The sequence below is a fragment of the Rhodanobacter sp. LX-99 genome, assembly GCF_018599185.1.
Classification (GTDB): domain Bacteria; phylum Pseudomonadota; class Gammaproteobacteria; order Xanthomonadales; family Rhodanobacteraceae; genus Rhodanobacter.
On sequence record NZ_JAHFVL010000001.1, the window covers coordinates 1315530 to 1341241 of the forward strand.

A 25712-nucleotide genomic window follows, 5' to 3' on the forward strand; every position below is an offset into this window, starting at 1 on the left:
ATGATCTACTTTTCATCGCTGTCCCGGTTTGTCCTGGCGTGATCCGAATCGGAGAGCCGCGGCGGCGGCGGCGCGGCATCGGCCGGCCCATCGTTCGCGTCGTGCCACCAGCCGCCACCCAGCGCCTGGAACAGCGCCGCGGTGTCGGCGTAGCGACTTGCCTGCGCCTGCACCAGGGCGATGCGCGCCTGCTGATAGCCCTGTTCCGCGCCGAGCAGCGACAGGTAGCCGGCATAGCCGTCCTTGTACTGGCGCTGCGACAGGTCCAGGGTGAGCTTCGCCGCATCCGCGGCGGTGGCGGCGGCCTGCAGCCCCTCCGCATCGTGCTGCAGCGCGGCCAGGGTGTCGGCCACGTTCTGGAACGCGGTCAGCACCGTGCTGCGATATTGTTCGCTCGCCTCGACATAGGCCGCCCTGGCGGCGCGCTCCTGATGCAACAGGCTGCCGCCCTGGAAGATCGGCGCGGCCAGATCCGCGCCCAGGCTCCAGAAACCCGTGCCGGACTTGAACAGCTGATTGATCGCCAGCGCGGTGCTGCCCGCGTTCGCGGTCAATGAAATGTTCGGCAGCCGGTTGGCGATCGCCACGCCGACCTGCGCACTGGCCGCATGCATGTTCGCTTCGGCCTGGCGCACGTCGGGACGCTGCGCCACCAGCGCCGATGGCAGGCTCAGCGGAAGCTGCTGCGGCAAATGCAGGCTGGCAAGATCGAACTTCTCTGTCGGCGCCTCGCCGGGAAAGCGGCCAGCCAGCACCGCCAGCAGATGGTCCTGTTGCGCGAGTTGGGTGAGCAAGGGCGGCAGCGCGGCCTTGACCTGGGCCAGCTGCGATTCCTGCGCCGCCAGATCGAGTCGGCCGGCATAGCCCTTGTCCAACTGGTACTTGAGGATCTCCACCATGTTGGTGTTGATGCCGACCAGTTCGCGGGTCGCCTCGATCTGCGCCCGCAACGAGGCCTGCTGCACCGCCGCGGCCACCACGTTGCTGCTCAGCGTGATGCGGGCGGCGATCATCTGGAAGCGCACCGCCTGCTGCTGCGCCTTGAGCGACTCCACCGTGCGCCGGTTCAGGCCGAACACATCGGGCACATACGAAATGCTGACCTGCGGCGTGAACAGGTTGTACAAAAAGGCGTTGTTGCTGGGCACCGGCGCCAGCGCGCCGGGCGGATCCTGCTCGCGGCTGACCGACATGCCGACCGTGACGCTGGGGTAATAGGCGCCGCGTCCAGCTTTCGTGCTTTCCCTTGCCACCGCCAGCGCAGCCTGCGCTGCCTTGAGGTCGGGGTTGTGGGCCAGCGACTGTTCGATCAGCGCATTCAGCGCCGGCGAATGAAACAGCGTCCACCAGTCGGCCGGAATATCGCCGCCGGCGACGAACTGCTGGGCTTCTCCGCCCGCGATGTTCGCAACGCCTGTCGTGGCCGGCGGCGAACCGGCGCTCAGGCTGCCGACGTCCGGTGCGGCCGGCTTATGAAAATCCGGACCCACCGCGCAACCGGCGATCGACAATGCGGCGACGGCAGCAAGCAGATGCCGCAGGGATGACCCCGTCGCGCGCGACCCCGACGGCACTCGCCGGGTCATCACAACCATCGGTTCGACGGTCTCTGCAAGCACTCGAACCCGGTGTTGTTCATGCGGACACGTCTTGGCGAAAAGATCGGTGGCGCAACGATATAACGTACCAAGTCGCAGCGAAACCCTGCAAAAACTTGCGCCCGGCGGCTGGCGCGACACGCCGGTCAAACCGGACCGGCGTGCCTGGTCGGGACGCGGTACAAACCCCGTCTAGAACCGGAGGCTCGCTCCCAGATTGATAGACCGGCCATATCGGTTATAGCCCTGCGACAGCAGCGGGTTGCCGTTGATGCTGTAGGTCTCCGCATCGTCCAGCAGGTTCTGTCCCTGGAGGCTGATGCTGAACATGTCGTTGATCTCGTAGGTCACGTGCGCGGTCAACCAGGTGAGCGCGTCGGCCTGGGTGTTGTAGCCGGTGCCGATCACGTTGACCGCCGTGACGAAGCCATCGGTGCGGACCGCGTTGGCGCCCAGCGACCATTTGCCCTTCTCGTACATCACGCCCAGTGAATAGGTCGCCGGAGCGATGCCCTCGAGCGGGCGCTCCTCGCCGTTCACCCAACTGCGCGACCAGTTGCGGGTGTACTGAGCACTCACGCCGAACCCGCTTTCCCAGAAGTGCTGCAGGCCGGCCTCGAGGCCCTTGACCTTGGCGTAATCGCCGTTGATCGGACGCGTGACGTTGAACAGGTAACCCGGCACGCCGATGTCCTGGCCAGGCTCCCAGCTGGTGGTGATCTGGTTCTTGATGCGCTTGTAGAACACGGCCACGTTGGCGATGGAATGGTCGGCGAAGTACCACTCCAGCGACATGTCTCCCTGCGCCGCGCTATAGGGCTTCAGGTTCGCGTTGCCGCCGTAGACCTGGGTGAACTCGCCCCACGACACGCTCGCGGTGGTGTTGGTCGGCGCCAGTTGGTCGACCGGCGGGCGGGCCATGGTCTTGGCCGCGCCCAGGCGCAATTGCAACTGGTCGGTGAAGTGCCAGGTGAAATTCGCCGAAGGCAGCAGGAAGGTGTAGTCGGCGTCCTGGACGACCGGAGTGGGGGCGGCGTACGTCGCCGTATAGTTGAACGCACCGTTCTTGGTGATGTTCAGGATCTTGGCGTCCCAGGCCTGGGCGCTGGTGTTCGTCTTCACCAGTCGCACGCCGACGTCGCCATCCCAATGGTCGCCCGACATGTCAGCCTGCACGTAGAAGGCGTTGGTCTTCTCGCGGACCCGGTAGCTTTGCAGCGGGTTCCACTGCGGGCCGGCCAGGGCATAGTCGTATGCCGAGCCGTCCGGGCGCAGGTGGCCGTTGTAGGCCTGCAGCCGGGCCAGGTAGTTGGGCACGTCGAAGGCCACGAAGCTGCGCGGGAAACTGCTGTTCACGTCATCCATGAAGTGCGGCAGGTGGAAGCTGTGCGAGATCACTCCGTCGCCCAGGTCGGCCACGTTGATGGCATTGTTTCCGGAGTAGTAGTCGGCGCCGCCGTTGAGGGTGTTGTTGATCAGGTCGCGCGACTTCCTGCGGTCGGTGCGGGTCACGCCGAAGCGCAGGCGGTCCACGCCCCAACTACCGACGAACAGGTTGCCGGCCACCGTGCCACCGGTGATCTTGTCCTCGATGTTGTCGCCGCGCAGCTCCATGTAATGCGTGTTGAAGTCCGACTCGGTGAACTGGCCGTTGGCGAGGCCGTTGGCAAGGTCGCGGCCGTCGTCGAACTGGACATCGACATTGGGCACCGCATTCGGGCCCAGGGTGATGCGGGCGGTGTTGGGCTGGTTCATGCGCAGGACGGCGTAGGTGTCCTGGCCACCGGAGTGGCGCTTCGAGGTGGAGCGGTACAGGTCGCCGGTCAGGGTCAGGTCGGGGGTGACCTTCCACTCGCCGTTGAGGCCGTAGAGGTCGGTGTCGACCACGCGGTATTCGGTCTGGTTCAGCAGTTCCGGATTGAGCCGCAGTTCCGGATCCGGGTTGTTCATGGTGAAGCCGGTGACGATGCCGTTCTGCACGGTGATGTCGGACCAGCGACCCGGCGAGAACAGCGGATAGTAGGATTGCTGATAGGCCACGTGCGGCGAATCGAGGCGCGTTTTCAGGCCGTCCAGCACGATGCGCACGTTGTCGCTCGGATGCCATTCGAACTTGCCGGAGAAGGCGCTGCGCTTCTTGTCCTCCATGATCGAGCCGACCCGGAACTGGCCTGGGGCGATCAGGCCGTATTCGTCCGGATCCAGTTGACCGTTGCCGTTGGGGTCGATGTTGCCGCCCCAGGCGTTGCCCCACCAGTTGGGGTCATTGGGATCCGGGTTCCGGGTCCAGCCGCCATCGTTGCCGGCAATGTCGGTGCGATCCTTGCGATGGGCGTAGACCACGCCCAGCAACACGCCCATGGTGTCGTTGGCGAAGGTGTTGCTGTAGGTGGCCGAGAGCTTGCTTCCGTTGAGTTCGGACATCAGGTTGCGATCGCCTTCCAGGCGCACGATGCCGTGCTGGCCCTTCTGGTCGAACGGACTGGCCGAACGCAGGTTGACCAGGCCGCCGATGGCCCCTTCGGTCAGTGAGGCCTGGGCGCCTTTGATCACGTCGGCGCCACTGATCACGTCGGCCGGCAATACATCGAAGGCAAAATCGCGGCCGGCGCCGTCGGTGGCCAGGATGCGTCCGTTGAAGGTGGTCAGCGTGAACTCCGGGCCCAGGCCACGTACGCTGACCCTCTGCCCTTCGCCGCCGGCGGTACGTGAAATGGCTACGCCGGTGATGTGGCTGAGCGAATCGGCCACGTTGTCGTCGGGGAATTTGCCCAGCTCGAGCGCGCTGATCGAATCCTGCACGGTGCTGGCGTCGCGCTTGAGTTCGGTCGAGCGCGCCAGGCTGGCGCGTACGCCGGTGACCACCACCGCCTCCAGATCGGCCACGTTGTCGCGCGTCTGCGCCGTTTTATCCGGCGGTGACGTCTGCGACTCTTGCGTTGCCTGCGACTCTTGCGTTGCGGGCGCGCTGCCTGGCGTGGCTTGAGACAGGGCTGTCGCAGGCATCAGCAGGGCGAACGCAACTCCATAAAACAGTGTGTTTCGGTGTAGGGGCGCGGTATTCACTGGCTCTCCTCCAGGGGCTAGGCGACGGACCTGCTGACTAAACAACGAAACCGAGCCTATATCATGTTTCGTTATACATCAATAGCGAAATACAACGAAATGCGGCATAATTTGGACACCCGCAGGAATCCCCCATGACCGCCACCCGCGACACCAGCCAACGACGCCTCCAGATCAGCGAACTCGTCCGCCAGCATGGCAGCGTCCAGGTCACCAGCCTTGCTCACCGCTTCGGTGTGAGCGCGCAGACCGTGCGCAAAGATCTTCGTTATCTGGCCGAACGCGGAGTCATGGCGCGGGCCTATGGCGGAGCGATCGACAGTGGCGTGATGAATGGCGCCTCGGCCGAGCCCAACTACGAAGCGAAATGCACCACCCACCTGGATGAGAAACGTCGCATAGGCGCTTGCGCCGCGGCACTGATCAAGCCCGGAGACACGGTCGTCATCGACTCGGGTACCACGGCCATCCAATTGGCCGAAGCGGTTCAGGACATCGACATCACCGTGGTCACCAACGATTACGGTGTGCTGACTGCGCTTGCCCCCAAGAACAACATCACCATCGTCATGCTCGGCGGGGAGCTGCGACGCCGCAACATGGCGTTCTATGGAGGGCTGACTGTCGAAGCGCTGGACGCGCTGCATGTAGACAAGCTGTTCCTCGGCGTGGATGGCTTCGACCTGGAGCGCGGCATCACCACCCATTACGAGCCCGAGGCGCTGCTCAACCGCAAGATGGTGGAGACCGCCCGCCTGGTCATTGCCATCACGGACAGCTCGAAGTTCGGCAAGATCTGCCTGCATCGCATCATCCCCGTTACCGCGTTGAACATGCTGATCACGGACACCGGCGCGCCGGAGGAAATCATCCAGGCCAGCCAGCAACTCGGTTTCGAGCTGAAACTGGCGTAAGCCCTTCAGTCGACCGGCCTGGGCGCAGCAAAGACGCGCACGGCGTTGGCGTAGTAGATCTTGTCCACCACCGCGCGCGGCAACGCAAGACCCGGCACATCGGCGTCGATCATGTCCACCCGCTGGGTTTCGCCGGTCGCCAGATAGCGCCAGTCGGAGCTCCATACCCGATGCGCCTCGCGCCTGAATTCCGCGGGATCGGCGTCCGCGGCAAAGGTCAGGTCGGTGCCGTACAGCACCCGGTCCTGGTAGCGGATGAAGAAATTCCGCACCTTCTCGCGATCGCGCACCGACTGGTATTGCACCTGGCTCATGCGTGCGGCCATGTCGACGGTGGCGTTGGGGAAGCGGTCGAGGAACGCGGCGATCCGGTCGACGTCGTACTCCAGGCTGGCCAGGTGCGCGCCGACGAAGCGCAGCTTCGGATGCGCGGCGACGAAGCGGTCGCGCTCGCGCATCAGCTCTTCGTAGCTCGGCTGATCCGGGTGCAGGTACATGTAGTACTGCGGATGCTTGCTGAAGTACTCGCGGTCGTTGTCGGTGGTCATCTGGTCGAGCGGCAGCCAGCAGTTGCGCGGCTCCCCTTGGTGGTCGATCAGGGCCACGCCGAGCGCGCGGACCTGCTCGGCCACGGGCGCCAGGCCCGGATCGTCGAGCATGATCAGCTTGCCGTCGACGTTCTTCTCCACCAGTCCCACGTTCTTCCATATCTTCACCGCGAGCGCGCCCTTGGCCACATCCCGGGCCAGGCTCGCGTTGACCCGCTCGGTCCAGCCCGGCGTACCGAAGCCCTTCATGGAAAACGTGGTGGCCCAATGGAAATGCTGCGGATCCTTCGCTGCAAGGGTCAGGGCGATGGCGTGCTGCCGTTCCAGGCTGGGGAAGTCCGGATAGTCGACGTTGATCGACAGCAATTCGAAGCCGTCCGCGCGAGCCTGCTCGAGGAACGCCGTGTTCGGGTTGTTGGCGTGGACGTGGGCGTCGTATTTGCGCACGTGGGTGAAGTCCGCCATGGAATAGCTGTGCGCAACGGCGGCGGTGTGCGCCGTTTTCGGCGGAGGCGAAGTGGCGGCAACGGAAAGTGAGATCGCTACCGCGACCAGGCCCATCATCATGCGGCGGAGCACCATGCTCATCTTATCACCCGTAATATAACGAAACTATTTCGCACCATAGCGAAACGAAACGCTTGCAGCAATACCTGAAACTGACGCAGAATCGGAACAACACCTCGACTGGAGCCCATCATGCCCCCGATTGGACGACGCACCGTATTGAAGCTCTTAGCCGGCAGCGTGGCGGGTGGCGTGGCCTGGGCCTCCCTGCCGATGGCGCTGGCAGCTCCGCCGCGCGGCAGCAAGCACGCCAGCGGTGATGACGGCGAGGGTGTCGTGGTTCGCGACGCGGTTCTGGCGATTGCCTTCGACCGCAAGCTGCACACCAGTCTCGTGGCCCACGGCAAGCCGTTGACGCCCTACCAGCCCAGCGAAAGCCTGTTGCTGGCCGACGGCTCGGTCGAGGACTTCGCCATCACCGGCCACAGGGAACAGCCGATCACGGACGCGCACCACGGCCGCGGCCGCCAGTCGACCACGACCGGACGCTCCAGCCGCAACCTCGAGAAGGAGGTGGCGGTGACGTTCTTCGACAACCTGCCCGGCATGGCCGTGCTGCAGACCCGCTACCGCAACCACGGCACCGCCGCCTTGCAGGTCGCCGGCTGGCGCAACGCCGCCCATGAACTGGACGACGCGCCCGGCGGGTTCTGGACCTTCGCCGGCGCGACCCACACCGACCGCCGCGACTGGGTACGCCCGCTTGCCGCCGGGTTCGACCAGCGCAACACGCTGGGCATGGATTCGTCCGACTACGGCGGCGGCATCCCGATGGCCGATATCTGGCGCCGCGACGTCGGCCTGGCCGTCGGCCACGTGGAACCGGTGGCGCGTGCGCTGGACCTGCCGGTGCGCAGGACCGCCGACGGCGCGCACATCGCGGTCGAGTCGCCGCAGGCCTCCACCCTGGCCCCGGGCCAGACGCTGGTCACCGAACGCACTTTTTTGGCCGTCCATACCGGCGACTATTTCGCGCCGCTGCAGCAGTACCGGCAGTACATGCAGGCCGAGGGCCTCGTCGCGCCGCGGGCGCCGGAGTCGGCCTTCGCGCCGGTCTGGTGCACGTGGGGCTACGGGCGCGACTTCAACATCAAGCAGATCATGGACACCGTGCCCAAGGCCCGCGAACTGGGCTTCGGCTGGGTGGTGCTGGACGATGGCTGGCAGACCAACGAGGGCGACTGGCGCATCGACACGCGCAAGTTTCCCCGCGGCGACGCCGACATGCGTGACTTCACCGCGAAGGTGCGCAGCCAGGGCATGCATCCACGCCTGTGGATAGCGCCGCTGGCCGCCGACCCGGGCAGCGACGTGCTGCACGACCACGTCGACATGATGCTGCTGGACAAGAACGGCGCTTACCAGACCATCACCTGGTGGAATGCGCTGACCCAGTGCCCGGCTTACCAGCCCACCATCGATTACTACGTGGCGCTGGTGAAGAAGGTGATCGGCGATTGGGGCTTCGAGGGCATCAAGTTCGATGGCCAGCACCTCAATGCCGTGGCGCCCTGCTACAACCCCGCACACAAGCATGCCCATCCCACGGATTCGGTCGAAGGCCTGGCCGCGTTCTGGAGCGCCATCCACCGGGCCGCGCACGAGGCCAACCCGCAGGCGGTGGTCGAGCTGTGCCCCTGCGGCACCGTCTTCGCCTTCCACAACCTGCCGGCCACCGACCAGTACCCCGCGTCCGATCCGTTGTCCTCGTGGCAGGTGCGCAGCAAGGGCAAGACCATGAAGGCGCTGATGGGCTCCCGCAGCAGTTATGCCGGCGACCACGTGGAACTGTCCGACGGTGGCGACGACTTCGCATCCACCGTCGGCATCGGTGCGGTGGTCTCCTCCAAGTTCACCTGGCCGAAGGACACCGAGCATCCCGCCGAGCCACTGCCACCGGGCGGCTACAAGCTCACCACCGGGAAGGAGGCGCTCTGGCGCAAGTGGGTGGCCCTGTACCAGCAGCACATGCTGCCCAAGGGCGAGTACCTGGGCACGCTGTACGACATCGGCTTCGACAAGCCCGAGGCGCACGCCATCGCCAAGGACGGAGCGATGTACTACGCCTTCTACGCCGAGAGCTTCAATGGACCGGTGCAACTGCGCGGCCTCGGCTCCGGCCGCTACCGCGTGCGCGATCTGTTCAACGAGGTCGACCTGGGCGAAGTGGCGGCGTCCGATGCGACGCTGCGGGTAGCGTTCAAGCGCTTCGTGCTGCTGCGGGCCACGCCGCTGGCGGCTCACGCATGAGCACTTCGGTAATCGATGCCGCCGCCGCGCCAAGCCGCCGTCCGTGGCTGGCTTTTGCCCTGGCGACCGTCGCACTGTGGGGCGTGTGGGGTGCGTTGTCGCCGCTGTCGTCGCAGCACGGCTTCCCCGACACGCTGGTGTACTGCGTGTGGGCGCTGACCATGATCCCGCCGGCGCTTTACATCCTCTGGCGCAGCGGCTGGGCGCTGGAGCGTTCGCCGCGCGCGGTGATCTACGGACTGACCATCGGCCTGCTGGGTGCCGGCGGACAGATGTTGCTGTTCCACACCCTGACCATCGGGCCGGCCTACTTCGTGTTCCCGATCATCGCGTTGTCGCCGGTGGTCACCATCGCCTTGTCATTCCTCCTGCTGCGCGAGCGCACCGGCTGGACGGGCACGCTGGGCATCGCGCTGGCGCTGCTGGCGCTGCCGATGATGGACCTGTCGTTCGGCGGCGGCACGAGCGGAGGACTGGGCTGGTTTCTGCAATCGCTGCTGATCATGCTGGCCTGGGGCCTGCAGGCCTACTTCATGCGCCTGGCCAACAACACCGTGCGCGCCGAGAGCATCTTCTTTTACATGACGCTGGGCGCACTGCTGCTGGCGCCGGTGGCGCTGGCCATGACCGACTGGACGCAGCCGGTCAACATGGGCCTGGACGGGCCGTGGATGACCGCGGCGATCCAGCTGCTCAACGCCGTCGGCGCGCTGACCCTGGTTTACGCCTTCCGCTACGGCAAGGCGATCGTGATCGCGCCACTGACCAATGCCGGCGCCCCGCTGGTGACTGCCGTGCTGGCATTGCTGTTCGCCAGCGTCGTGCCGGGCCCGCTGAAAATGGTTGGCCTGGTGCTGGCCCTGATTGCCTCGCTGCTGCTGGTGCTCGAACCCGAGCCCGAGCCCGAGGCTCAACCTCCGCGCGATCCAACCGATCCCCTTTCCTGACCGGACGCTGTTTCCATGCATGTTCTGCTCGACCTCATCGCGCGACACAAAGAGGGACACGCCAACGGCGTGACCTCGATATGCTCGGCGCATCCCATCGTCATCGAAGCCAGCCTGCGCCACGCGCAACGCAGCGGGCAGGCGTTCGTGCTGTTCGAGGCGACCTGCAACCAGGTCAACCAGGATGGCGGCTACACCGGCATGACGCCGGCCGACTTCGTCGCCTTCGTCCACGCCATCGCCGATCGGGTCGGCTTCGACCACGCGCGCATCGCGCTGGGCGGCGACCACCTGGGGCCCAACCCGTGGACGTCGCTGGACGCCGCGGCAGCGATGGACAAGGCCGAGGTGATGGTGGCCGCCTATGTGGCCGCCGGTTTTCGCAAGATCCACCTGGACTGCTCGATGGCCTGCCGCGGCGATCCCGAGCCGCTGCCGGAAGCCGAGATCGTGCGCCGCGCGGTGCGCCTGTGCCGGGCCGCCGAAGCCGCCCACGCCGGGGCCGGCGACGAGGCGCCGGTGTACGTGATCGGCACCGAGGTGCCGGTGCCGGGCGGCGCGACCGAGTCCATCGACGGCCTGGCCGTGACCACGCCGCAGGCCGCGCTGGCCACGATCGAGGCGCATCGCCAGGCTTTCGTCGCCGCGGGACTGGAGTCGGCCTGGCAGCGGGTGATTGCCTCGGTGGTGCAACCCGGCGTGGAGTTCGACCACCACGACGTGGTGGACTACCAGCCGCAGAAAGCGCGTGAGCTGAGCGAAGCCATCACCGGCGTACCGGGCATGGTGTTCGAGGCGCATTCGACCGACTACCAGACCCGCGATGCCTTGGGATCGCTGGTGCGCGACCACTTCGCCATCCTCAAGGTCGGGCCCGGCCTGACCTTCGCCTTGCGCGAGGCATTCTGGGCACTGGATGCGATCGAGCAGGCGTGGATCGAGGACGCCCGCCGCGCGCGCCTGCGCGAGGTGGTGCTGGCGCGCATGCGCGAGCAGCCCGGTTACTGGCAGCGCTACTACCACAGCCGGGACCATGCGCTGACCGTGGACCTGCAGTACAGCCTCAGCGACCGCATTCGCTACTACTGGCCCGACCCGGCGATCGAGCAGGCCTGCCAGCGCCTGTTCGACAACCTGCGCGCGAACCCGCCGCCGATACCGCTGATCAGCCAGTTCCTGCCGCATGCGCTGCACGCCCTGCGCAGCGGCAGCGCGACGCGCGACCCGCTGTCCCTGACCATGGCACACGTCAGTGCCGCACTCGACGACTACCACCATGCATGCCATGACCATGACACCCACTGAGTACCTGGGCCTGACCGAGCCCGACCTGATCGCCACCGGCGCGATCTGGACCGCGCGCGAAATCGAGCAGCAACCGCAGATGCTGCAGCGGACCCATGCCCTGGTCACCGCGCTGCACGCGAAGATCCGCGCCTTTGCCGCTCCCCTGATCGACAACCCCGCCGCACGGGTGATCCTGACCGGCGCCGGCAGTTCCTCCTATATCGGCCAGTGCGTGGCGCCGCTGCTGAACCGCATGCTGGCCGCGCGCGTGGACGCGGTGCCGACCACCGACATCGTGTGTGCCCCGTCGTTGTACCTGGACCCGGAGCAGCCGCTGCTGCTGGTCTCCTTCGGCCGTTCCGGCAACAGTCCCGAAAGCCTGGCGGCGGTGGAGCTCGCCGAATCGCTGGTGCGCGAGGTGCGCCACCTGCTGATCGTCTGCAACGCCGACGGTGCGCTGGGCAAAGTGCCAGCGGCCAACGCCATGACCCTGCTGCTGCCGGCCGAGACCCACGACACCGGCTTCGCCATGACCTCCAGCTTCAGCTGCATGATGTACGCCGTCGTGGCCGCGCTGCTGCCGGCCGGCACCATGGATGGCCGCATCGGCGCCATCGCCGGCGCCACCGAACGGGTCATCGGGGAATCACTGCCGCTGCTGCACGAACTGGCGCTCGGCCGGTACGACCGTGTCGTCTATCTGGGCAGCGGCGTATTGCAGGGCCTGGCCCGCGAGGCATCGCTGAAACTGGGCGAGTTGACCAACGGCGCGGTGGCGACCTGCTTCGACTCGCCGCTGGGCTTCCGCCACGGCCCCAAGACCTTCATCACCGGGCGCACCCTGGTGATGGTTTTCGTGTCCAACGACGAACTTACCCGCCGCTACGATCTGGATCTGGTCGACGAACTGCGGCACGACGGGTGCGCGACGCGCATCGTCGAGGTGAGCGCACAGCCGCGCGCGGCGTCGGGCGCCGACGGCATCACGGTGCCCGCGATGGCCGACGCCGCCGACCTGGACCTGCTGTGGCCCTGCGTCGCCATCGCGCAGATCCACGCCTTCCTCCGCGCGCGCGCCATGGGCGTGGCCCCCGACAATCCCAACCCCGCGGGCGTGGTGAACCGCGTCGTCCAGGGCGTACGCCTGTACGTGGCGAACGCATGAATCCGGTAGCCTACCTTGGCGTGGACGGCGGCGGAACGAAGACGCGCTTCGCCCTGATCGACGGCGACGGCCGCCTGCTTGGCGAGGCGGAGCTCGGCACGACTTACCATCCCCATGTCGGCCTGGATGGCGTGCATGCCGTCCTGGCCGAAGGCGTGGCCAACGTGCTCGGCGCAGCCGGCCTGACGCTGGCCGACATCGGTTACGCCTTCTTCGGACTGCCCGCCTACGGCGAGGACAGCCGCGCCACGGCACGACTGCAGGCATGTCCCGCGGCGGTCCTGGGCCACCATCGCTACGCCTGCGGCAACGACATGGTCTGCGGCTGGGCCGGCTCGCTGGCCTGTACCGACGGCATCAACATCGTGGCCGGCACCGGCTCGATCGGCTATGGCCAGCGCCGCGGCGCCGCGGCGCGCGCCGGCGGCTGGGGCGAAGCGTTCTCCGACGAAGGCTCGGCCTACTGGATCGCCATGCGCGGCCTCAATGCCTACTCGCGGATGAGCGACGGGCGCCTGCCCAAGGGTCCGCTGCATGCCGTCTTCAACGCGCACTTCCAGCTCGACAACGACCTGGACATCTGCGCCCACGTTTACGGCGGCAAGGCCTACGCCCGCGGCGAACTGGCCCAACTGTCGTGCCAGGTGGCCGAGGCCGCGCGAGCCGGAGATGCCGTCGCCGCGAACATTTTTCGCGACGCCGGCCGGGAGCTGGCTCTCATCTGCGCCACGCTGCGCCTGGCGCTGCGCTTCGAAGCGGACGAACCCGTGCCGGTTTCCTGGTCCGGCGGCGCGTTCAACGCCGGCGAACTGCTGCTGGCGCCGCTGCGCGATGCGCTTTTCGCCGCCAGCCCGCATTTCGACATGCGGCCTCCGCGGCACGTGCCTCACTACGGCGCCGCACTCTATGCGGCCATGCTCGCGCACCATCCGGTGCACGTGCCCGGCGATTTCGAATGACGGATCGGCCGCGCGCTCAGAAGCTTCCTGGCTCGACATGCTGCTCGATGACCAACAATCGTTGCCCATCCGGCAGCGGCTCGCCGAGCGCATCGAGGAGGGGGCGAACGCCCGGATCGCGGGCCGCCAGCGTCAGCCGGATGCGGTAGTGCGACGGGTCCGCTTCAAACGTTCCCCGGATCGAGAACGGCCCGCCGCCATCCTGGATGGTGCCCTGGACACGCTGCGTATCCGTCAGTGAAAACGGCGCGCTCAGCCGTCCCAATGACACGGCCGTGCCCACGTTGACCACGGCATCGTCCCAGTGCAAGGCCCCGGACAACGCGGTGATCCGGCCCGACCTCACGACCGCCCGCGCAAGGGTGACCGACACCCGTCCGCCGGCGGAGAACCCCTGGCTCATCAGCGCATCCGTCAGCCACGGCGGGGGCACGTCGAGGCGCACATCGGTGAACTCCGAGGTATCGATGCCTTGCGACAGCCGTCCCGTCAGCACGGCCCGTCCGCTCAGGCGCAGCGCGGCATCGAGCCGCCCGGTCAGCAGGGCCGACGGCCTGACCGTCCACGTCAGGGAACCGAGGTCGCGATCGCGCCAGTGCACCTGCGCCGCGCCGCCGTGCCAGATCGATCCGCGCACATCGACCAGCGCCAGCGGCACATCCATGGGACGCCACCACTGCCAGGCCAGCGACGCCGGAAAGCCGGCGACGAGCGTCGCCACGAACAGCGCCAGCGCAAGCAGGAACCACCCGAACGCTTTCACGGGCCGGCCTCGAGCAGGCTCACGCGCGCATCGACGCGGCCGGCGCCGGAAGCGCGCTGCACGGACAACTCCTCGATCTGCACGCCGTCGATCGAACTCTGCACCAGCCACTGGCTGAGCACGTCGAAGTCGGCGCCGCTGAACTGCACGCGGATGCGCTGGCGGTCGACCGGCTCGATCCCGCCCACGCTGGCGCCCAGCCCGGCCGAGCGCACCGACGCATCGACGCGCACCAGCAATGGACGGCCATCCGCCGGCGCCGCCGGGCGACCGCCGGCCGCAGCCAGCCGCGCCACCGCCGGGCGCATCCACGCCAGCGCCTGCGTGTTCGCGGCCATCTCCGCACGCAACGCGGCTCGCGAATCCAGCAGCGGCAACTGCACCAGCGAGACGAACAGCGCCACCGCCACGACGATCGCGCCCACCACCAGCACGCGCCGATCGCGCGTCGACAATCGATCCAGCCGGTATTTCATGGCACGTCTCCGATGCGCAGCCGCCCCTGCACGCCCTGGGTGCCGGGTGTGCTGCTGACGATCTCGGCGGTCAACCCCGCACGGGCCAGCCGTCCGCGCAGCGCATCGAGCGCGGCCATGCCGTCGGCCTGCACCACCAGCTCCAGGCGCGGGCGCCGATAGCTGAAAGAATCCGCGGCCAGATGCGGATCGGCGGCAATCGCCGGCGCCGCCCGGGTGAGCAGGTCGAGCGCGCCGTCGCCCTGGCCCAGGCCATGCGCACCCAGCGCCGCTTGCAGTTGCCGCACGGGATCGGTGATCGGCCGGCCCGGCGGCACGACGCGCCGGGCCAGCGCCTGCATCTCCGCACACTGCTGCGCCACCGCGCCGGCGAGCAGCTGCCGCTCGACCAGCGGCGTGACCAGCAACGTGAGCAGGGCCAGCGCCACCGCGCCGATAGCCCAGCGCCACGTCGTATCGAGCCGACGGGCCCGCCGCCGCGGCGAATAGTCGCCCTGCAGAAGATTCACGGACGACGCTGGCTCGCCGATGGCAAACGCGTGCAACGCATGCTCGACTATCCGCCGCGCCGGCCAGGACACCGCCACCTCCGCCACGGCCCAGGTTTCAAGCCCGGCGTCCGGATCGGCCAATCCTGCCGCCGCGACGAAACCGGGCAGCTCGGCGGGTGAACCGGCCAGCGCGCAGGCCTCGCCCAGCCGCAGCACGAAACGCTCCGCGTCGATCAGCAAGAGCGGGCGAGCGTCCTGCCACGGCAACGCCAGCGTATCGGGCACCAGCACGTCGGGCTCCAGACCGGCGGCACGCAAGCGGGCCAGCCAGCCGTCCATATCCGCGCGCAGCACCGCCGCCACGCACAGGCGGCCGCCGTCGCCTGCCGGCCACCAGGCGAGGTGCTGCGACTCGACCGGCGCCACCAGTTGTTCCTCCACCAATGCCGGCAACGCCTGGGTCAGCTGGCGATCGGTGCCGGCCACGCGGGGCAGGTCGAGCAGCGTCACCGTTTCGCCGGGCACCAGCACGGTGAGCTGGGTGTCCGGGCCGGACGGCGGCCAGCCGTCGTGCACGATGGCCTGTGCATCGATCCACTCGACGCGATCGTCGGCCAGCAGGCGCAAGGTGATTCGTCGGGTCACGGGCATCTCCGCTCAGGACCGGCTGCGGCCGCGCGTGCGGGCCATCACCCGCACCTCGTCCGGCAGGCGGCGCAATACGCTCGTATAGGAAAAGTCGATGCCGTCCAGCGCGATGTCCGCCTCGATCCGGAAGTAGCTGCTGCCCACGCCGTAGCCGGTCAGCTCGATCGGCGGCAGCCCCTGCCGCTTCAACGCGGTACGCACCGCGAGCAGATCCGGATACGCGGCATCGGTGCCGCGCGCCAGCTGCTGCGCCACCGGCAGGCTGATCGCGTCGTCCAGGGTCAGCCACAGCAGCGCCGGCGCGGTATTGAGATTGATCGGCTGATCCGGCGCCACCGCGCACAGGTACGGCATCAGCGTGCGCCACGCCTCGCCGCTCATCGCGGGAAGCCGCTGCAAGGCACTGATGTCGACGATCGGCGCATTGGCGGCTCGCCCCATGGACGGCCAGACGGCATAGACGGCGTCCTCGCCGCCGCCGGGCTGGGCCGCCTCGTCCGCATCGACGAAGTCGGCCGCCTGCGCCGCCAGTTCGCGCGGCAGGTGCAACGCGTTCAACAGCCGCACGAAACGCCGCACCGCCTGCGGATCGGTGATGCCGTCCGGCGCCAGCGCATTGACGTTGAAGCAGCCGCCCAGGTCGGTCACGCGCGCCTGCACCACGGCGCCGGGCAAGCCGGTCGACGCGATCGGCCTGGCCCACTCCTCGCCCAGGCTGTCGACCGAGCCGGTGTCGCGCTGGTCGAGCAGCAACCGCCGCTGCACCGCGATCTCCAGACCGTTCATCAACTGCCCGGCCTGCTCCGCGCGCCACGCGTTGCGCGCCCGCGCCGAGATCAGCTCGCCGCGATCGAGCAGCGACAGCACCAGCAGCATCGCCAGCGCGACCGCCAGCAAGGCCACCACCAGGGCGATGCCGCGCTGCCGCCTCATGGCCGCGGCTCCGCGTTCTGCGCCAGCTCGACCAGGCGCCGGAATTCGCCCTGCCCGGCGATCCCGAAACTCAACTCCACGCCGCCGGGCAGCGACTGCGGCGACGGACCCGGCACGGGCCAGCGATCGCTGCGGGTGCCGTCCGTTGCCACGTAGCGGAACTGGCAATGGGTCAACTTCGTGAGCTCCACCGCCTCGCGCAGCGGCGTCGCGCCGGTGCGATCGAGTGCGCCCCACTGGCTGCGCTGCAGCTGCCCGTCGCGGCAGCGCCAGGACGCGCGCTGCACGCCGGCGGTGGCGTGCAACTCGCTCGCCGCGGCGCGCCACAGGCTCAGGTCGAGCCGGTCGGCGCTGCCGATCAGGGCCGGCTCGACCTCGCCGGACTCGGTGCGGATCGGTCGCGGCACGGCCTGGCGCACATCGCGCTCGAAGTGGCCGATGGCTTGCTGCAATTGCGCCAATGCGGACCCGGCGCGTTCGAGGCCACGCTGCGTGCGTGCCACCGCATCCAGCCCGCCCCAGGCCAGCGCCGCCACCACCGCGAAAATCGCCAAGGCGACCAGCAACTCCAGCAGGGTGAAGCCGGCTGTCATGCGGCGAACGGCGGTGGCGTGCGCGTGGCTCATGGCGTCTGCGCGAAACCGGTCAGCACCAGCACGCGCCGCCCGTTCGGCGTGCTCACGCTGACGTCGACGCGACTGACCCCGGCCAGCGGCGAACGCGCCACGTCCATCGTCCAGCGCCAGCGCACCTGGCCCAGTTCCATCTCGCCCTGGCCGCTGTCCAGGCGATCCGCCGCGCGGGACAGCCGGGCATCGGCCAGCACGTTCGCGGCCACCCATTGCGCGTAGCTGAGCTCGCGCGCATCGATCAAGCCACGCGTCTGCAGCGCGGCGGTGCGCACCAGGGCGGTCATCGCCAATGCCAGCACGGCCAGCGCGACCAGCACCTCCAGCAGCGAGAAGCCGTTACGGCGCGGAGACATCGCTGCGCGTCCGGCTCAGCTGGCCCGTCGCATCGCCACGGATCAGCCAGCGCCGCTGCGTGGGGCCTTCGATGGCGAGCGTGAACGGCGTCATTTCCCCGCTGGCCAGGCACGCGACCGGGAAGCCGGTCGGGTCCGACGTACCCGTCAACGACAGCGCGTCGTCCACGCGCAACTCCAGCGCCAGGTGCTCCGCCAGCACGCGCGGCCGCAACGCCTCCTGGGGCGAATCGGCGAACGGCTGCCACCCCTCCGCGCGCAGGCTGGCGAACACCAGCCGGCTGCCCTGCACGCCCATGCCCACGTCGCGGCCGGTGAGTTCCGCGCGTTCGCACAGCAACCCGATCAGCGCCGCCGCCTTTTCGGCGGCCAGGTCGGTGCGGCGCTCGCCGGTGCGCGGGAACGCCATCATCGCGGCGCCCAGCAGCACGGACACGATGACCATCCCGACCAGCACTTCGATCAGGGTCATCCCGGCCGGCCTACGGCTGCCAATTGCCGACGTCGCCATTGGCGCGCTCCCCGCCCGGCTGGCCGTCCGCGCCGTAGGTCCACACGTCGATCTCGCCGTGCTGCCCCGGGTTCTGGTACAGGTATTCGCGGTTCCACGGGTCCTTCGGCACCCGCGACAGGTAGCCGCCGTCGCGCCAGTTGTCGACGCCGGGCGGCTTCTCCGCCAGCGCGCGCAGGCCCTGTTCGGAACTCGGGTAGCTGTAGTTGTCGAGCCGGTACATGTTCAGCGCCGAGACGATCGCGGCGACGTCCTGCGCCGCGCGCACCTTGCGCGCCTCGTCCGGGCGATCCATCACCCGCGGCACGATCACCGCGGCGAGCACGCCCAGGATGACGACGACGACCAGCACCTCGACCAGGGTGAAGCCGCGGCTGACGGTTCGATGACGGATGACGGTGTGCATGGTTCGTACCTCAGGTGATCAGCTGGTTCATGGCGAAGATCGGCAGCAGGATGGCGAGCACGATGAACAGCACCAGGCCGCCGACCAGCAGGATGACGACCGGCCCGAGTCCGGCCATCGCCACCGACGCGACCGTGTCCAGCTCGCGTTCGAGCTGGTCGGCGGCTTCGTCGAGCATGCTGTCCAGGCGCCCGGCGCGTTCGCCGTTGGCGATCAGCCGCGCGGCGATCGGCGGAAAACGCGTGTCCCGCGCCAGCGCCCGCGACAGCGGCGCGCCGGCGCGCACCTGCACCGCCGCGGCGTCGAGCGCCTCGCGGATCAGCCGGTTCTGCACCGCCTCGGAAGCAAGCTGCAAGGCTTCCAGCAGCGGCACCGCGCTCAGGCCCAGCATCGCCAGCGTGCGCGCGAAGCGCGCGATGTCGACCGCCGTGACCAGCCGTCCGAGCAGCGGCAGCTTGAGCACCGTCGCATGCCGCCAGCGGCGGAAGCCCGGCCGCCGCCACGCGAACGCCAGGCCCAGCGACAGCGCAGCGGACAGCGCCAGCAGCCAGCCGATGTTGGCGCGCAGGCCGCCGCTGATCGCCAGCAGCACCCGCGTCGGCCACGGCAGCGCCTGGCCGGTGCGGGTGAACACCGCAGTCACCTCGGGCACGACGTAAAGCATCAGGCCGCCGACGACCAGCAGCGCCACCAGGCACAGCAGGGCCGGATAGGCCAGCGCGCCGATCAGGCGGCGGCGCATCGCATCGCGGCCCTCCAGGTATGCGGTGAGCCGCGACAACACTTCGTCGAGCCGACCCGAGTGCTCGCCCGCGGCGACCGAGGCGCAATAGAGCTGATCGAACATGCGCGGGAATTCGCCCAGCGCCGCGGCCAGCGTGGCGCCTTCCATCACGCGCGCCCGCAACGCCGACACCAGCGCGCCGGTCTTCGGCTCGGAGCCTTCGGCCAGTGCCGCCAGCGCTTCTTCCAGCGGCAGCCCGGCGTGCACCAGCGTGGCCAGCTGCCGCGTCATCAAGGCCTGCGCGGCGATGCCCAGGTGCGGCCCGCCGCCACGCGACGAAGCCGCCCCCACCTCGACCACGCCCAGCGACGTCAGGCCGCGTTCGCGCAGCTGCGCGCGCACACCGCGCGGCGAATCGGCCTGGACCGTTCCCGCGTGGGAACGGCCGTGCGCATCCAATGCCTCGAACTGGTAGGCGGGCATGGCGCTACGCCTCGCGGGTCACGCGAAGCACCTCCTGCACCGAGGTGATGCCGGCGCAGACCTTTTCCCAGCCGTCCGCGATCAGCCCGCTGGTGCGCGTGCGCGCCTGGCCGGAAAGGTCTTCCTCGCTCGCCCCGTCATGGATGCGCCGGCGCAGCGCCTCGTCCATGACCACCAGCTCGTACAACCCGGTACGGCCGCGATAGCCCTCGTTGCGCTGCAATCCGGAACGCGGCCGGCGGAAGCGCAGTGCGGCGTTCCACGGCATGCCGAACAGCGCGCATTCGGCCGGCTCGGGCGCGTATGCCTCGGACAGCTCCGGGTCCAGCACGCGCACCAGCCGCTGCGACAGCACGCCGATCAGCGAGGCGGAAACCAGGTACGGCTCCACGCCCATGTCGCGCAGCCGGGTCACCGCGCCGACCGCCGAGTTGGTGTGCAGGGTCGACAGCACCAGGTGGCCGGTCAGCGACGACTGGATCGCTATCTGCGCGGTCTCCAGGTCGCGGATCTCGCCGATCATCACCACGTCCGGATCCTGCCGCAGGATCGCGCGCAGGCCGCGCGCGAAACTCATGTCCACGCGCGGGTTGACCTGGGTCTGGCCGATCCCGTCCAGGTAGTACTCGATCGGATCCTCGATGGTGAGGATGTTGCGGCTGCCGACGTTGAGGCACTGCAGCGCCGCGTACAGCGTGGTGGTCTTGCCCGAGCCGGTGGGACCGGTCACCAGGAAGATCCCGTGCGGCCGGTGGATCAGGTCCTCCAGCCGCGCGCGCAGCCCGGCGGACAGCCCGAGCCGGTCGAAATCCAGCCGGCCCGCCTGCTTGTCCAGCAGGCGCAGCACCACGCGCTCCGCGCCGCTGCCCACCGGAATCGTGCTGACCCGCACGTCCACCGGCCGGCCGGCGACGCGCAGCGAGATGCGGCCGTCCTGCGGCAGGCGCCGCTCGGCGATGTCCAGCCTGGCCATCACCTTGATGCGCGAGACCAGCGCCGCGGCGATGCCCTTCTGCGGCGACAGCACTTCGACCAGCAGGCCGTCGACCCGGAAGCGGACCACCAGGCGCGACTCGAACGGCTCGATGTGGATGTCCGAGGCCTCGCGGTTGATGGCCTCGGTGAACAGCGCGTTCAACAGCCGGATGATCGGGGCGTCGTCGTCGCTCTCCAGCAGGTCGCGCGGCTCCGGCAGCGCATCGACGACGCCGGCGAGGCCCGCCTCGTCGATGTCGATGGCGATCGTCCGCGCCGCGTCGCCGTCGGCGTAAAGATCCTGCAGCAGCGCTTCGTAGTCGTCGCGGCCGTGGCCCATCAGCTTGACCGGCATCGCGCAATGCCGACGCAACTCGGCCAGCGCCGCGATGGCCACGTCCGGACGATGCGCGATGACCGCCGCGCCGCTCTCCACGCCCATCAGGGTGGCGCCGTGGCGCGCGGCGAACGCATACGACGGCCGCTCCGGCGGCGCCGCGCTCATGGCCTGGCCTCGGGTACGGCGGCCGGCACCGGCGGCGGGCTGCCCGGCGGGTTCTCCGGCAGCACCAGCGGGCCGCCGCCGCGGACCGGACGGTCATAGCGCTCGGCGCTCTGCAGCTGCTCCATGCGCAGGAAGTTGTACTTGTCGTTCGACAGCAGCTCGCCGGCCATGTCGTCGCGCAGGATCACCGGGCGCAGGAAGATCATCAGGTTGCGCTTGGTGCGCGTGGCCTGGCGCGACTTGAACAAGCCGCCGAACAGCGGGATGCGCGACAGCCCCGGCACGCCTTGCACCGATTCGCTCACTTCTTCGGACGACAACCCGCCGAGCACCAGCAGCGCGCCGTCGCCGACCTGCACGGTGGTGCGGATCTCGCGCTTGTTGGTGATCAGGTCGACCGCGCCGACCGACTGCGTCGGCGCCAGCGAGGAGACTTCCTGCACGATCTCCAGCCGCACGCTGTCGCCGGCGTTGACGTGCGGAGTCACCTTCAGGATCAGGCCGACGTCCTTGCGCTCGATCGTCTGGAACGGGCTGGAAAACCCATTGCCCGCGTTCGCGCCGGTGGCCGAGGTGTACGACCCGGTGAGGAACGGCACCTCCTGCGCCACCTTGAATTCCGCGACCTGGTTGTCGAGCGTGATGATGCTCGGCCGCGACAGGATGTTGGCGCGGCCGTCGCCGCGCAGGGCGCGCACCAGCGCGCCGATCTGCAGCACGTCGATCGAGGTGCCGTTGGGCCCGGGAATCCGCAGCATGCCTCGCGCGTAGCCGAGGTTGAGCCCCGGGCCCACGCTGCCCGGGTTGGCCATCACGCCGAGGATGCCGCCGACGCCGCCGCGCCCCGGGAAGTTGGTGCCGCCGATGAGGCCGTGGCCCGGCGCGCCGTCCGCCGAGGTGGCCTGCCACTGTACGCCCAGTTCGTCGGCGAGGTCGTCGGAGACTTCCGCGATCACCGCCTCGACCATCACCTGCGCCCGGCGCACGTCCAGTTGCCTGACCACCGAGGCGAGCCCGCGAAAGACCGCCGGCGGCGCGGTGATCACCAGCGCGTTGGTGCCGGCGTGGAAGCCGATCGTGGCGACCTTGCCGCCGCCCTGCTTGGCGTCGCCGCCGGTCAGGGTCGCGGCCACCGCCTCCAGCACCGGCGCCAGTTCGGACGCCTTGGCGTTGTGCAGGTAGATCACCTGGGTGTAGTCGCCGTCGGTGAGCGGCGTGTCCAGCTGCGCCACCAGGGTGCGGATGCGCAGGCGCTGGCCGGGGCTGCCCGACAGCAGGATCGAATTGCTGCGCGCGTCGGCGACCATGTGCGACACGTTGCCCACCGAACCCGCCGCCACGGTGCCCTCCAGCTGCTGCAGCGTGCGCACCACCTCCGCCGCGTTGGCGTGGTCGAGCGCGATCACCTCCACTTCGCTGCCGAACGTGGTGTCGATGCGGGCGATGATGCGCATCAGCCGGGCCACGTTCGCCGCGCGCTCGGTGACGATCAGCCGGCTGCCCTGCGCGGAGATCCTGCCGTTCGGCGAGATCAGCCGCTGCAGCAGCGCGGACAGCTCGCCGGCCGGCACGTTGCGCAGCTCGACCACGCGCGTGACGATCGCGTCCGGGCCGTCCGCCGCCGCGCCCTGGCCGTCCAGCACCGCCGCCGCTTCCGGCAGCACCTTCCACGCCTTGCCCGCGGGCGTCACCGCGTAGCCGTGCACGCTCAGCACGGACGTGAACAGGGTCCAGATCTCGTCGGTGGTCATCGGCGTGCTGGAGATGACGGTGACGTTGCCGGTCACCTTCGGATCGACGATGAAGCTGCGCCCGGTCACCTCGCTGACCGTCTGGATCAGCACCGAGATGTCCACGCCCTTCAGGTTGAGCTCGGCCTTGCCCGCGTCGGCGGGAGCCTGCGCCAGGCCGGCGGCGGCCCAGGCAAGGGCGAAGACGAAGAGCACGGTGCGCAGGCGGTTGTTCATTGCGTTCTCAGGGAGCGACACGGACGGTCTGTTCGCGGCCGTCGCGGCGGACGACCAGGGTCATGGCGCTGCCCGCCAGCAGTCCCTTTTCGAGGGTTCGATTGATGGCCGGATCGGCGACCGCGGTGCCGTCGATCGAGACGATGACGTCGTCCCGCCGCAGCCCCAGGCGTTCGACCCGCGCCACGTCCGGCGTGGCCAGCCGCGCACCCACCACCCGCCCGTTTTCAACCACCGGCAGGACGCTCAGGGCGCCAACGGAGGACGGCATGCCTGTCGGCGGTGCCAGGCCCGCTGCCGCGACGGCAACGGACGATCGCGTCGACGCAGGCTGCGGACGCGTGGCCGGGTCGATCAGCGCAAGCCGCTCCTGCGTTCCGCCGTTGGCAATGACCACGTGGTCCGCATGCACCGCCTGCAACACGCCGCCGCCGGGGAGACGCTCGCCGACGTGGTAGCCCGCATCCGGACGGCCCTTTTCCGCCATGATCGCCACCGCGCGGTCCTGCCGATCCGTCGCCACCGTGCCGCGCAGCACCAGCGCCAGGGTCGTCGCCTTCAACACGACACCCGCGTTCGGGATGCCGAACAGATGCCACTTCGCCAGCGGGCCGCTATCGACCGCGCCTGGCGTGGCCGCATGCGCCGGCGCAAACGGAAGCTGCGGACCGGCGGCGATCAGCAGGCACAACTGCGCCAACGCAACCACCGCCACGGCGCCGCCGATCCGGGCCACCCAGTTGGCAGCGATCGGCGAGCGCGACAGGCGATACAGGCGATCGGTCAGGGACGGCATGCCTCACACCCCGCTGGGCGACGGCAGACGCGCGGGACGGATTGCCGGCGCGACCGCCCATGAACTGGCCGGTGCGGCATCGGTGCTCGCCGATGCCGCACTCAGGCTGCAACTACAAGGACTTGAGGTATTCCGCGAGGTCGTCGACGTCCCCGGCGGACAGCCCCAGCGACTTCTTCGTGTTGTAGGCGATCACCACGTCCTTCAGCGTGGCGGCCGAGCCGTTGTGGAAATACGGCGGGTGCTGCCAGACGCCCTTCAGCGGCGCGGTGCGGTACTGCTTGGTCGCCGTGCGCGAGGCATAGCTGGGTACGCCGTTGGGCTCCGGTTCGCTGGCCACTTCGCTGGGTGCATGCAAGCGCGTGTTGGCATCGGTGAATTCCGGACCGCTGTGACAGGTGACACAGCCGGCCGCGCCGTTGAACAATGCCGCGCCGCGCTGGGCGGCGGCCGCATCGAAACTGCCCGCGGGTGCCGCCGGCGCGGCCAGCGTCAGCTGATAGGCCTGCAGGGCCGGCAGCTTGCTGCTGATCAGGTCGTCGGTGCCGTTGGTGACGTTGACGCCGGTGCGCGGTTCGGTGAACGTGCCGTGGCCACCCATCTGGGTCACGCCCACGTAGCGGTTCCAGTAGGCGATGTCGCTGCCGTCGCCGGTCGCGGTGATGCTGTGGATGCCGGCCAGGCCAAACGCCGGCGAGATCACCTGCGGGCCGTTGATGCCGTCGAAGTTGTAGCGCGGGTCGTACATGCCCTTGCCCCACGAGCTGTAGACCGCTTTCTGCGCGGCCGTGAGGGCCGGCGACAGCGAGATGATCAGGCCCGGATTCAGGTCGCGATTGGGCCAACCGTCCAGGCGCTTGCCGATGCCCGGCGCAAACGAGTTGTCCACGGTCGAATGGCACAGCGCGCAGGTGATGCCGACGCGGGTCAGCGTGTCCTTGCCGTTCACGGTTTCGACCGTGCCCTTGACGCCCACCACGGCATCGAGCTTCAGCAGGGCGATCGTGGTGTCGGTGCTGGTCAGGCTGATGCTGCCGTCCTGGATGCCCGCCACCACGGAGGCCGGCAGCGCTTCGGCATCGACCTTCAGGCCTACCGCCAGCGCCGTCGTCGGGTCCACCGCGGCCGAGATCACGTCGTTCATGTGCAGCGCATCGGTCCACTGCGTTTCGTCGCCGAAGGTGTCGTAGCGGAAGATCTGCATGCCCGAGGCGACCACGGCCGGGTCCACGGTGGTGCTGAACGACCAGGTGAAGGCGCTGGCCAGGGCAACGCCCATGCTGTCCTTGACGCCGGTGCTGAGCGTGGCGGTGCAGGACGTATCGGCCGGCAACATGGCGGTCGGGGTCAGCGTCGCCTTCCGGCTGGCCGCGTCGTAGGCGACAGCCCCTTCCACGGGGGTTCCCGCGGGACATGCCAGGGTGAAGGTTCCGGCAGTGAGCGAAGCGGCGTCCATGGCCCGGTCGAAGGTCGCCGAGACGGCCGCCGTATTGAGCGCGCTCGTGCTTCCGCTGGCCGGCACCGTGGAAGTGACGGTGGGGGGAGTGCTGACGGTCTTGTCCTTGCCGCCCCCGCCGCATCCGGCCAGCAGCCCGGCTGTCAGCAGCAACGCCGACAACCCGACATGCCTTGCCGCGCTTGAGCCCGACCCACCTGGCCCGTCTTTCCGGGACCGGCGTGCAGCCCCTCCCGGCGCCTTGTCTAGCTGCAACCTGATCATGTCTGTATCCCCTCGCCACTCCGAATGG

The 25712-nt window shown here is 68.9% G+C and carries 22 protein-coding genes; 6 read left to right on the forward strand and 16 right to left on the reverse strand.

The features are described from left to right. Positions 1-5: 5 nt before the first annotated feature. Positions 6-1586, reverse strand: coding sequence for an efflux transporter outer membrane subunit (locus tag KK131_RS06270; protein WP_345777209.1), 1581 nt, complete (start codon positions 1584-1586; stop codon positions 6-8). A gap of 204 nt (positions 1587-1790) precedes the next feature. Beyond that, a complete protein-coding gene (locus KK131_RS06275) occupies positions 1791-4484 on the reverse strand; it encodes a TonB-dependent receptor (RefSeq protein ID WP_345777208.1) in 2694 nt (897 codons plus the stop codon). A gap of 314 nt (positions 4485-4798) precedes the next feature. Here KK131_RS06275 and agaR point away from each other — a divergent pair, with 314 nt between their 5' ends. Beyond that, the gene (gene agaR / locus KK131_RS06280) at positions 4799-5578 is read left to right on the forward strand and encodes a transcriptional repressor AgaR (RefSeq protein WP_214555817.1); all 780 of its coding nucleotides are present in this window, start codon (positions 4799-4801) and stop codon (positions 5576-5578) included. Positions 5579-5583: 5 nt separating this feature from the next. Here the strand turns inward: agaR and KK131_RS06285 are convergent, their stop codons facing one another. Further along, a complete protein-coding gene (locus tag KK131_RS06285) occupies positions 5584-6714 on the reverse strand; it encodes an amidohydrolase family protein (protein WP_214555818.1) in 1131 nt (376 codons plus the stop codon). Positions 6715-6825: 111 nt separating this feature from the next. Between KK131_RS06285 and KK131_RS06290 the strand changes: the two genes are divergently transcribed. Genes KK131_RS06290 through KK131_RS06310 form a run of 5 tightly spaced genes read left to right on the forward strand, consistent with a single transcriptional unit; the run spans position 6826 to position 13301 of the window. Continuing rightward, complete coding sequence (locus KK131_RS06290; RefSeq protein WP_214555819.1) at positions 6826-8943, forward strand: glycoside hydrolase family 36 protein; 2118 nt, start codon at positions 6826-6828, stop codon at positions 8941-8943. After that, a complete protein-coding gene (locus KK131_RS06295; protein ID WP_214555820.1) occupies positions 8940-9890 on the forward strand; it encodes a DMT family transporter in 951 nt (316 codons plus the stop codon). The genes KK131_RS06290 and KK131_RS06295 overlap by 4 nt, the downstream gene beginning before the upstream one ends. Before the next feature lie 15 nt (positions 9891-9905). Then, complete coding sequence (locus KK131_RS06300; RefSeq protein WP_214555821.1) at positions 9906-11195, forward strand: D-tagatose-bisphosphate aldolase, class II, non-catalytic subunit; 1290 nt, start codon at positions 9906-9908, stop codon at positions 11193-11195. Further along, entirely contained in the window at positions 11182-12342 is a 1161-nt protein-coding gene (locus KK131_RS06305) for an SIS domain-containing protein (protein WP_214555822.1), read from the forward strand. Before KK131_RS06300 ends, KK131_RS06305 begins: the two co-directional genes overlap by 14 nt. Further along, entirely contained in the window at positions 12339-13301 is a 963-nt protein-coding gene (locus KK131_RS06310) for a BadF/BadG/BcrA/BcrD ATPase family protein (protein ID WP_214555823.1), read from the forward strand. The genes KK131_RS06305 and KK131_RS06310 overlap by 4 nt, the downstream gene beginning before the upstream one ends. 16 nt (positions 13302-13317) lie before the next feature. On the opposite strand, the gene KK131_RS06315 is transcribed toward KK131_RS06310, so the two are convergent. The 13 genes from KK131_RS06315 to KK131_RS06375 all read right to left on the reverse strand — a co-directional run bounded on the left by KK131_RS06315 (position 13318) and on the right by KK131_RS06375 (position 25684). Next, positions 13318-14064: a type II secretion system protein N gene (locus tag KK131_RS06315; protein ID WP_214555824.1), complete on the reverse strand. Its 747-nt coding sequence runs from the start codon at positions 14062-14064 to the stop codon at positions 13318-13320. After that, positions 14061-14540, reverse strand: a complete 480-nt coding sequence (gspM, locus tag KK131_RS06320) for a type II secretion system protein GspM (RefSeq protein ID WP_214555825.1) — start codon at positions 14538-14540, stop codon at positions 14061-14063. Before gspM ends, KK131_RS06315 begins: the two co-directional genes overlap by 4 nt. Next, positions 14537-15676 carry a type II secretion system protein GspL gene (gspL, locus tag KK131_RS06325; protein WP_214555826.1) on the reverse strand — a complete coding sequence of 380 codons (1140 nt, stop codon included), beginning with the start codon at positions 15674-15676 and terminating at the stop codon, positions 14537-14539. The genes gspM and gspL overlap by 4 nt, the downstream gene beginning before the upstream one ends. Positions 15677-15688: 12 nt before the next feature. After that, positions 15689-16612 (reverse strand): type II secretion system minor pseudopilin GspK, encoded by a 924-nt coding sequence (gene gspK / locus KK131_RS06330; RefSeq protein ID WP_214555827.1) that lies wholly within the window; start codon positions 16610-16612, stop codon positions 15689-15691. Next, positions 16609-17238 (reverse strand): type II secretion system minor pseudopilin GspJ, encoded by a 630-nt coding sequence (gene gspJ, locus KK131_RS06335; protein ID WP_214555828.1) that lies wholly within the window; start codon positions 17236-17238, stop codon positions 16609-16611. Before gspJ ends, gspK begins: the two co-directional genes overlap by 4 nt. Beyond that, positions 17235-17597: a type II secretion system minor pseudopilin GspI gene (gene gspI, locus KK131_RS06340; RefSeq protein ID WP_214555829.1), complete on the reverse strand. Its 363-nt coding sequence runs from the start codon at positions 17595-17597 to the stop codon at positions 17235-17237. The genes gspJ and gspI overlap by 4 nt, the downstream gene beginning before the upstream one ends. Then, positions 17581-18069: a type II secretion system protein gene (locus KK131_RS06345; RefSeq protein ID WP_214555830.1), complete on the reverse strand. Its 489-nt coding sequence runs from the start codon at positions 18067-18069 to the stop codon at positions 17581-17583. The genes gspI and KK131_RS06345 overlap by 17 nt, the downstream gene beginning before the upstream one ends. A gap of 10 nt (positions 18070-18079) precedes the next feature. Next, positions 18080-18514, reverse strand: coding sequence for a type II secretion system major pseudopilin GspG (gene gspG / locus KK131_RS06350; protein WP_214555831.1), 435 nt, complete (start codon positions 18512-18514; stop codon positions 18080-18082). Positions 18515-18524: 10 nt separating this feature from the next. Beyond that, positions 18525-19721, reverse strand: a complete 1197-nt coding sequence (locus KK131_RS06355; protein WP_214555832.1) for a type II secretion system F family protein — start codon at positions 19719-19721, stop codon at positions 18525-18527. A gap of 4 nt (positions 19722-19725) precedes the next feature. Beyond that, positions 19726-21201 (reverse strand): ATPase, T2SS/T4P/T4SS family, encoded by a 1476-nt coding sequence (locus tag KK131_RS06360; RefSeq protein WP_214555833.1) that lies wholly within the window; start codon positions 21199-21201, stop codon positions 19726-19728. Further along, the gene (gene gspD, locus KK131_RS06365; protein WP_214555834.1) at positions 21198-23168 is read right to left on the reverse strand and encodes a type II secretion system secretin GspD; all 1971 of its coding nucleotides are present in this window, start codon (positions 23166-23168) and stop codon (positions 21198-21200) included. Before gspD ends, KK131_RS06360 begins: the two co-directional genes overlap by 4 nt. 7 nt (positions 23169-23175) lie before the next feature. Further along, positions 23176-23964 (reverse strand): type II secretion system protein N, encoded by a 789-nt coding sequence (locus KK131_RS06370; RefSeq protein ID WP_214555835.1) that lies wholly within the window; start codon positions 23962-23964, stop codon positions 23176-23178. 112 nt (positions 23965-24076) lie between these two features. Then, complete coding sequence (locus tag KK131_RS06375; RefSeq protein WP_250887040.1) at positions 24077-25684, reverse strand: Ig-like domain-containing protein; 1608 nt, start codon at positions 25682-25684, stop codon at positions 24077-24079. Positions 25685-25712 lie beyond the last annotated feature (28 nt).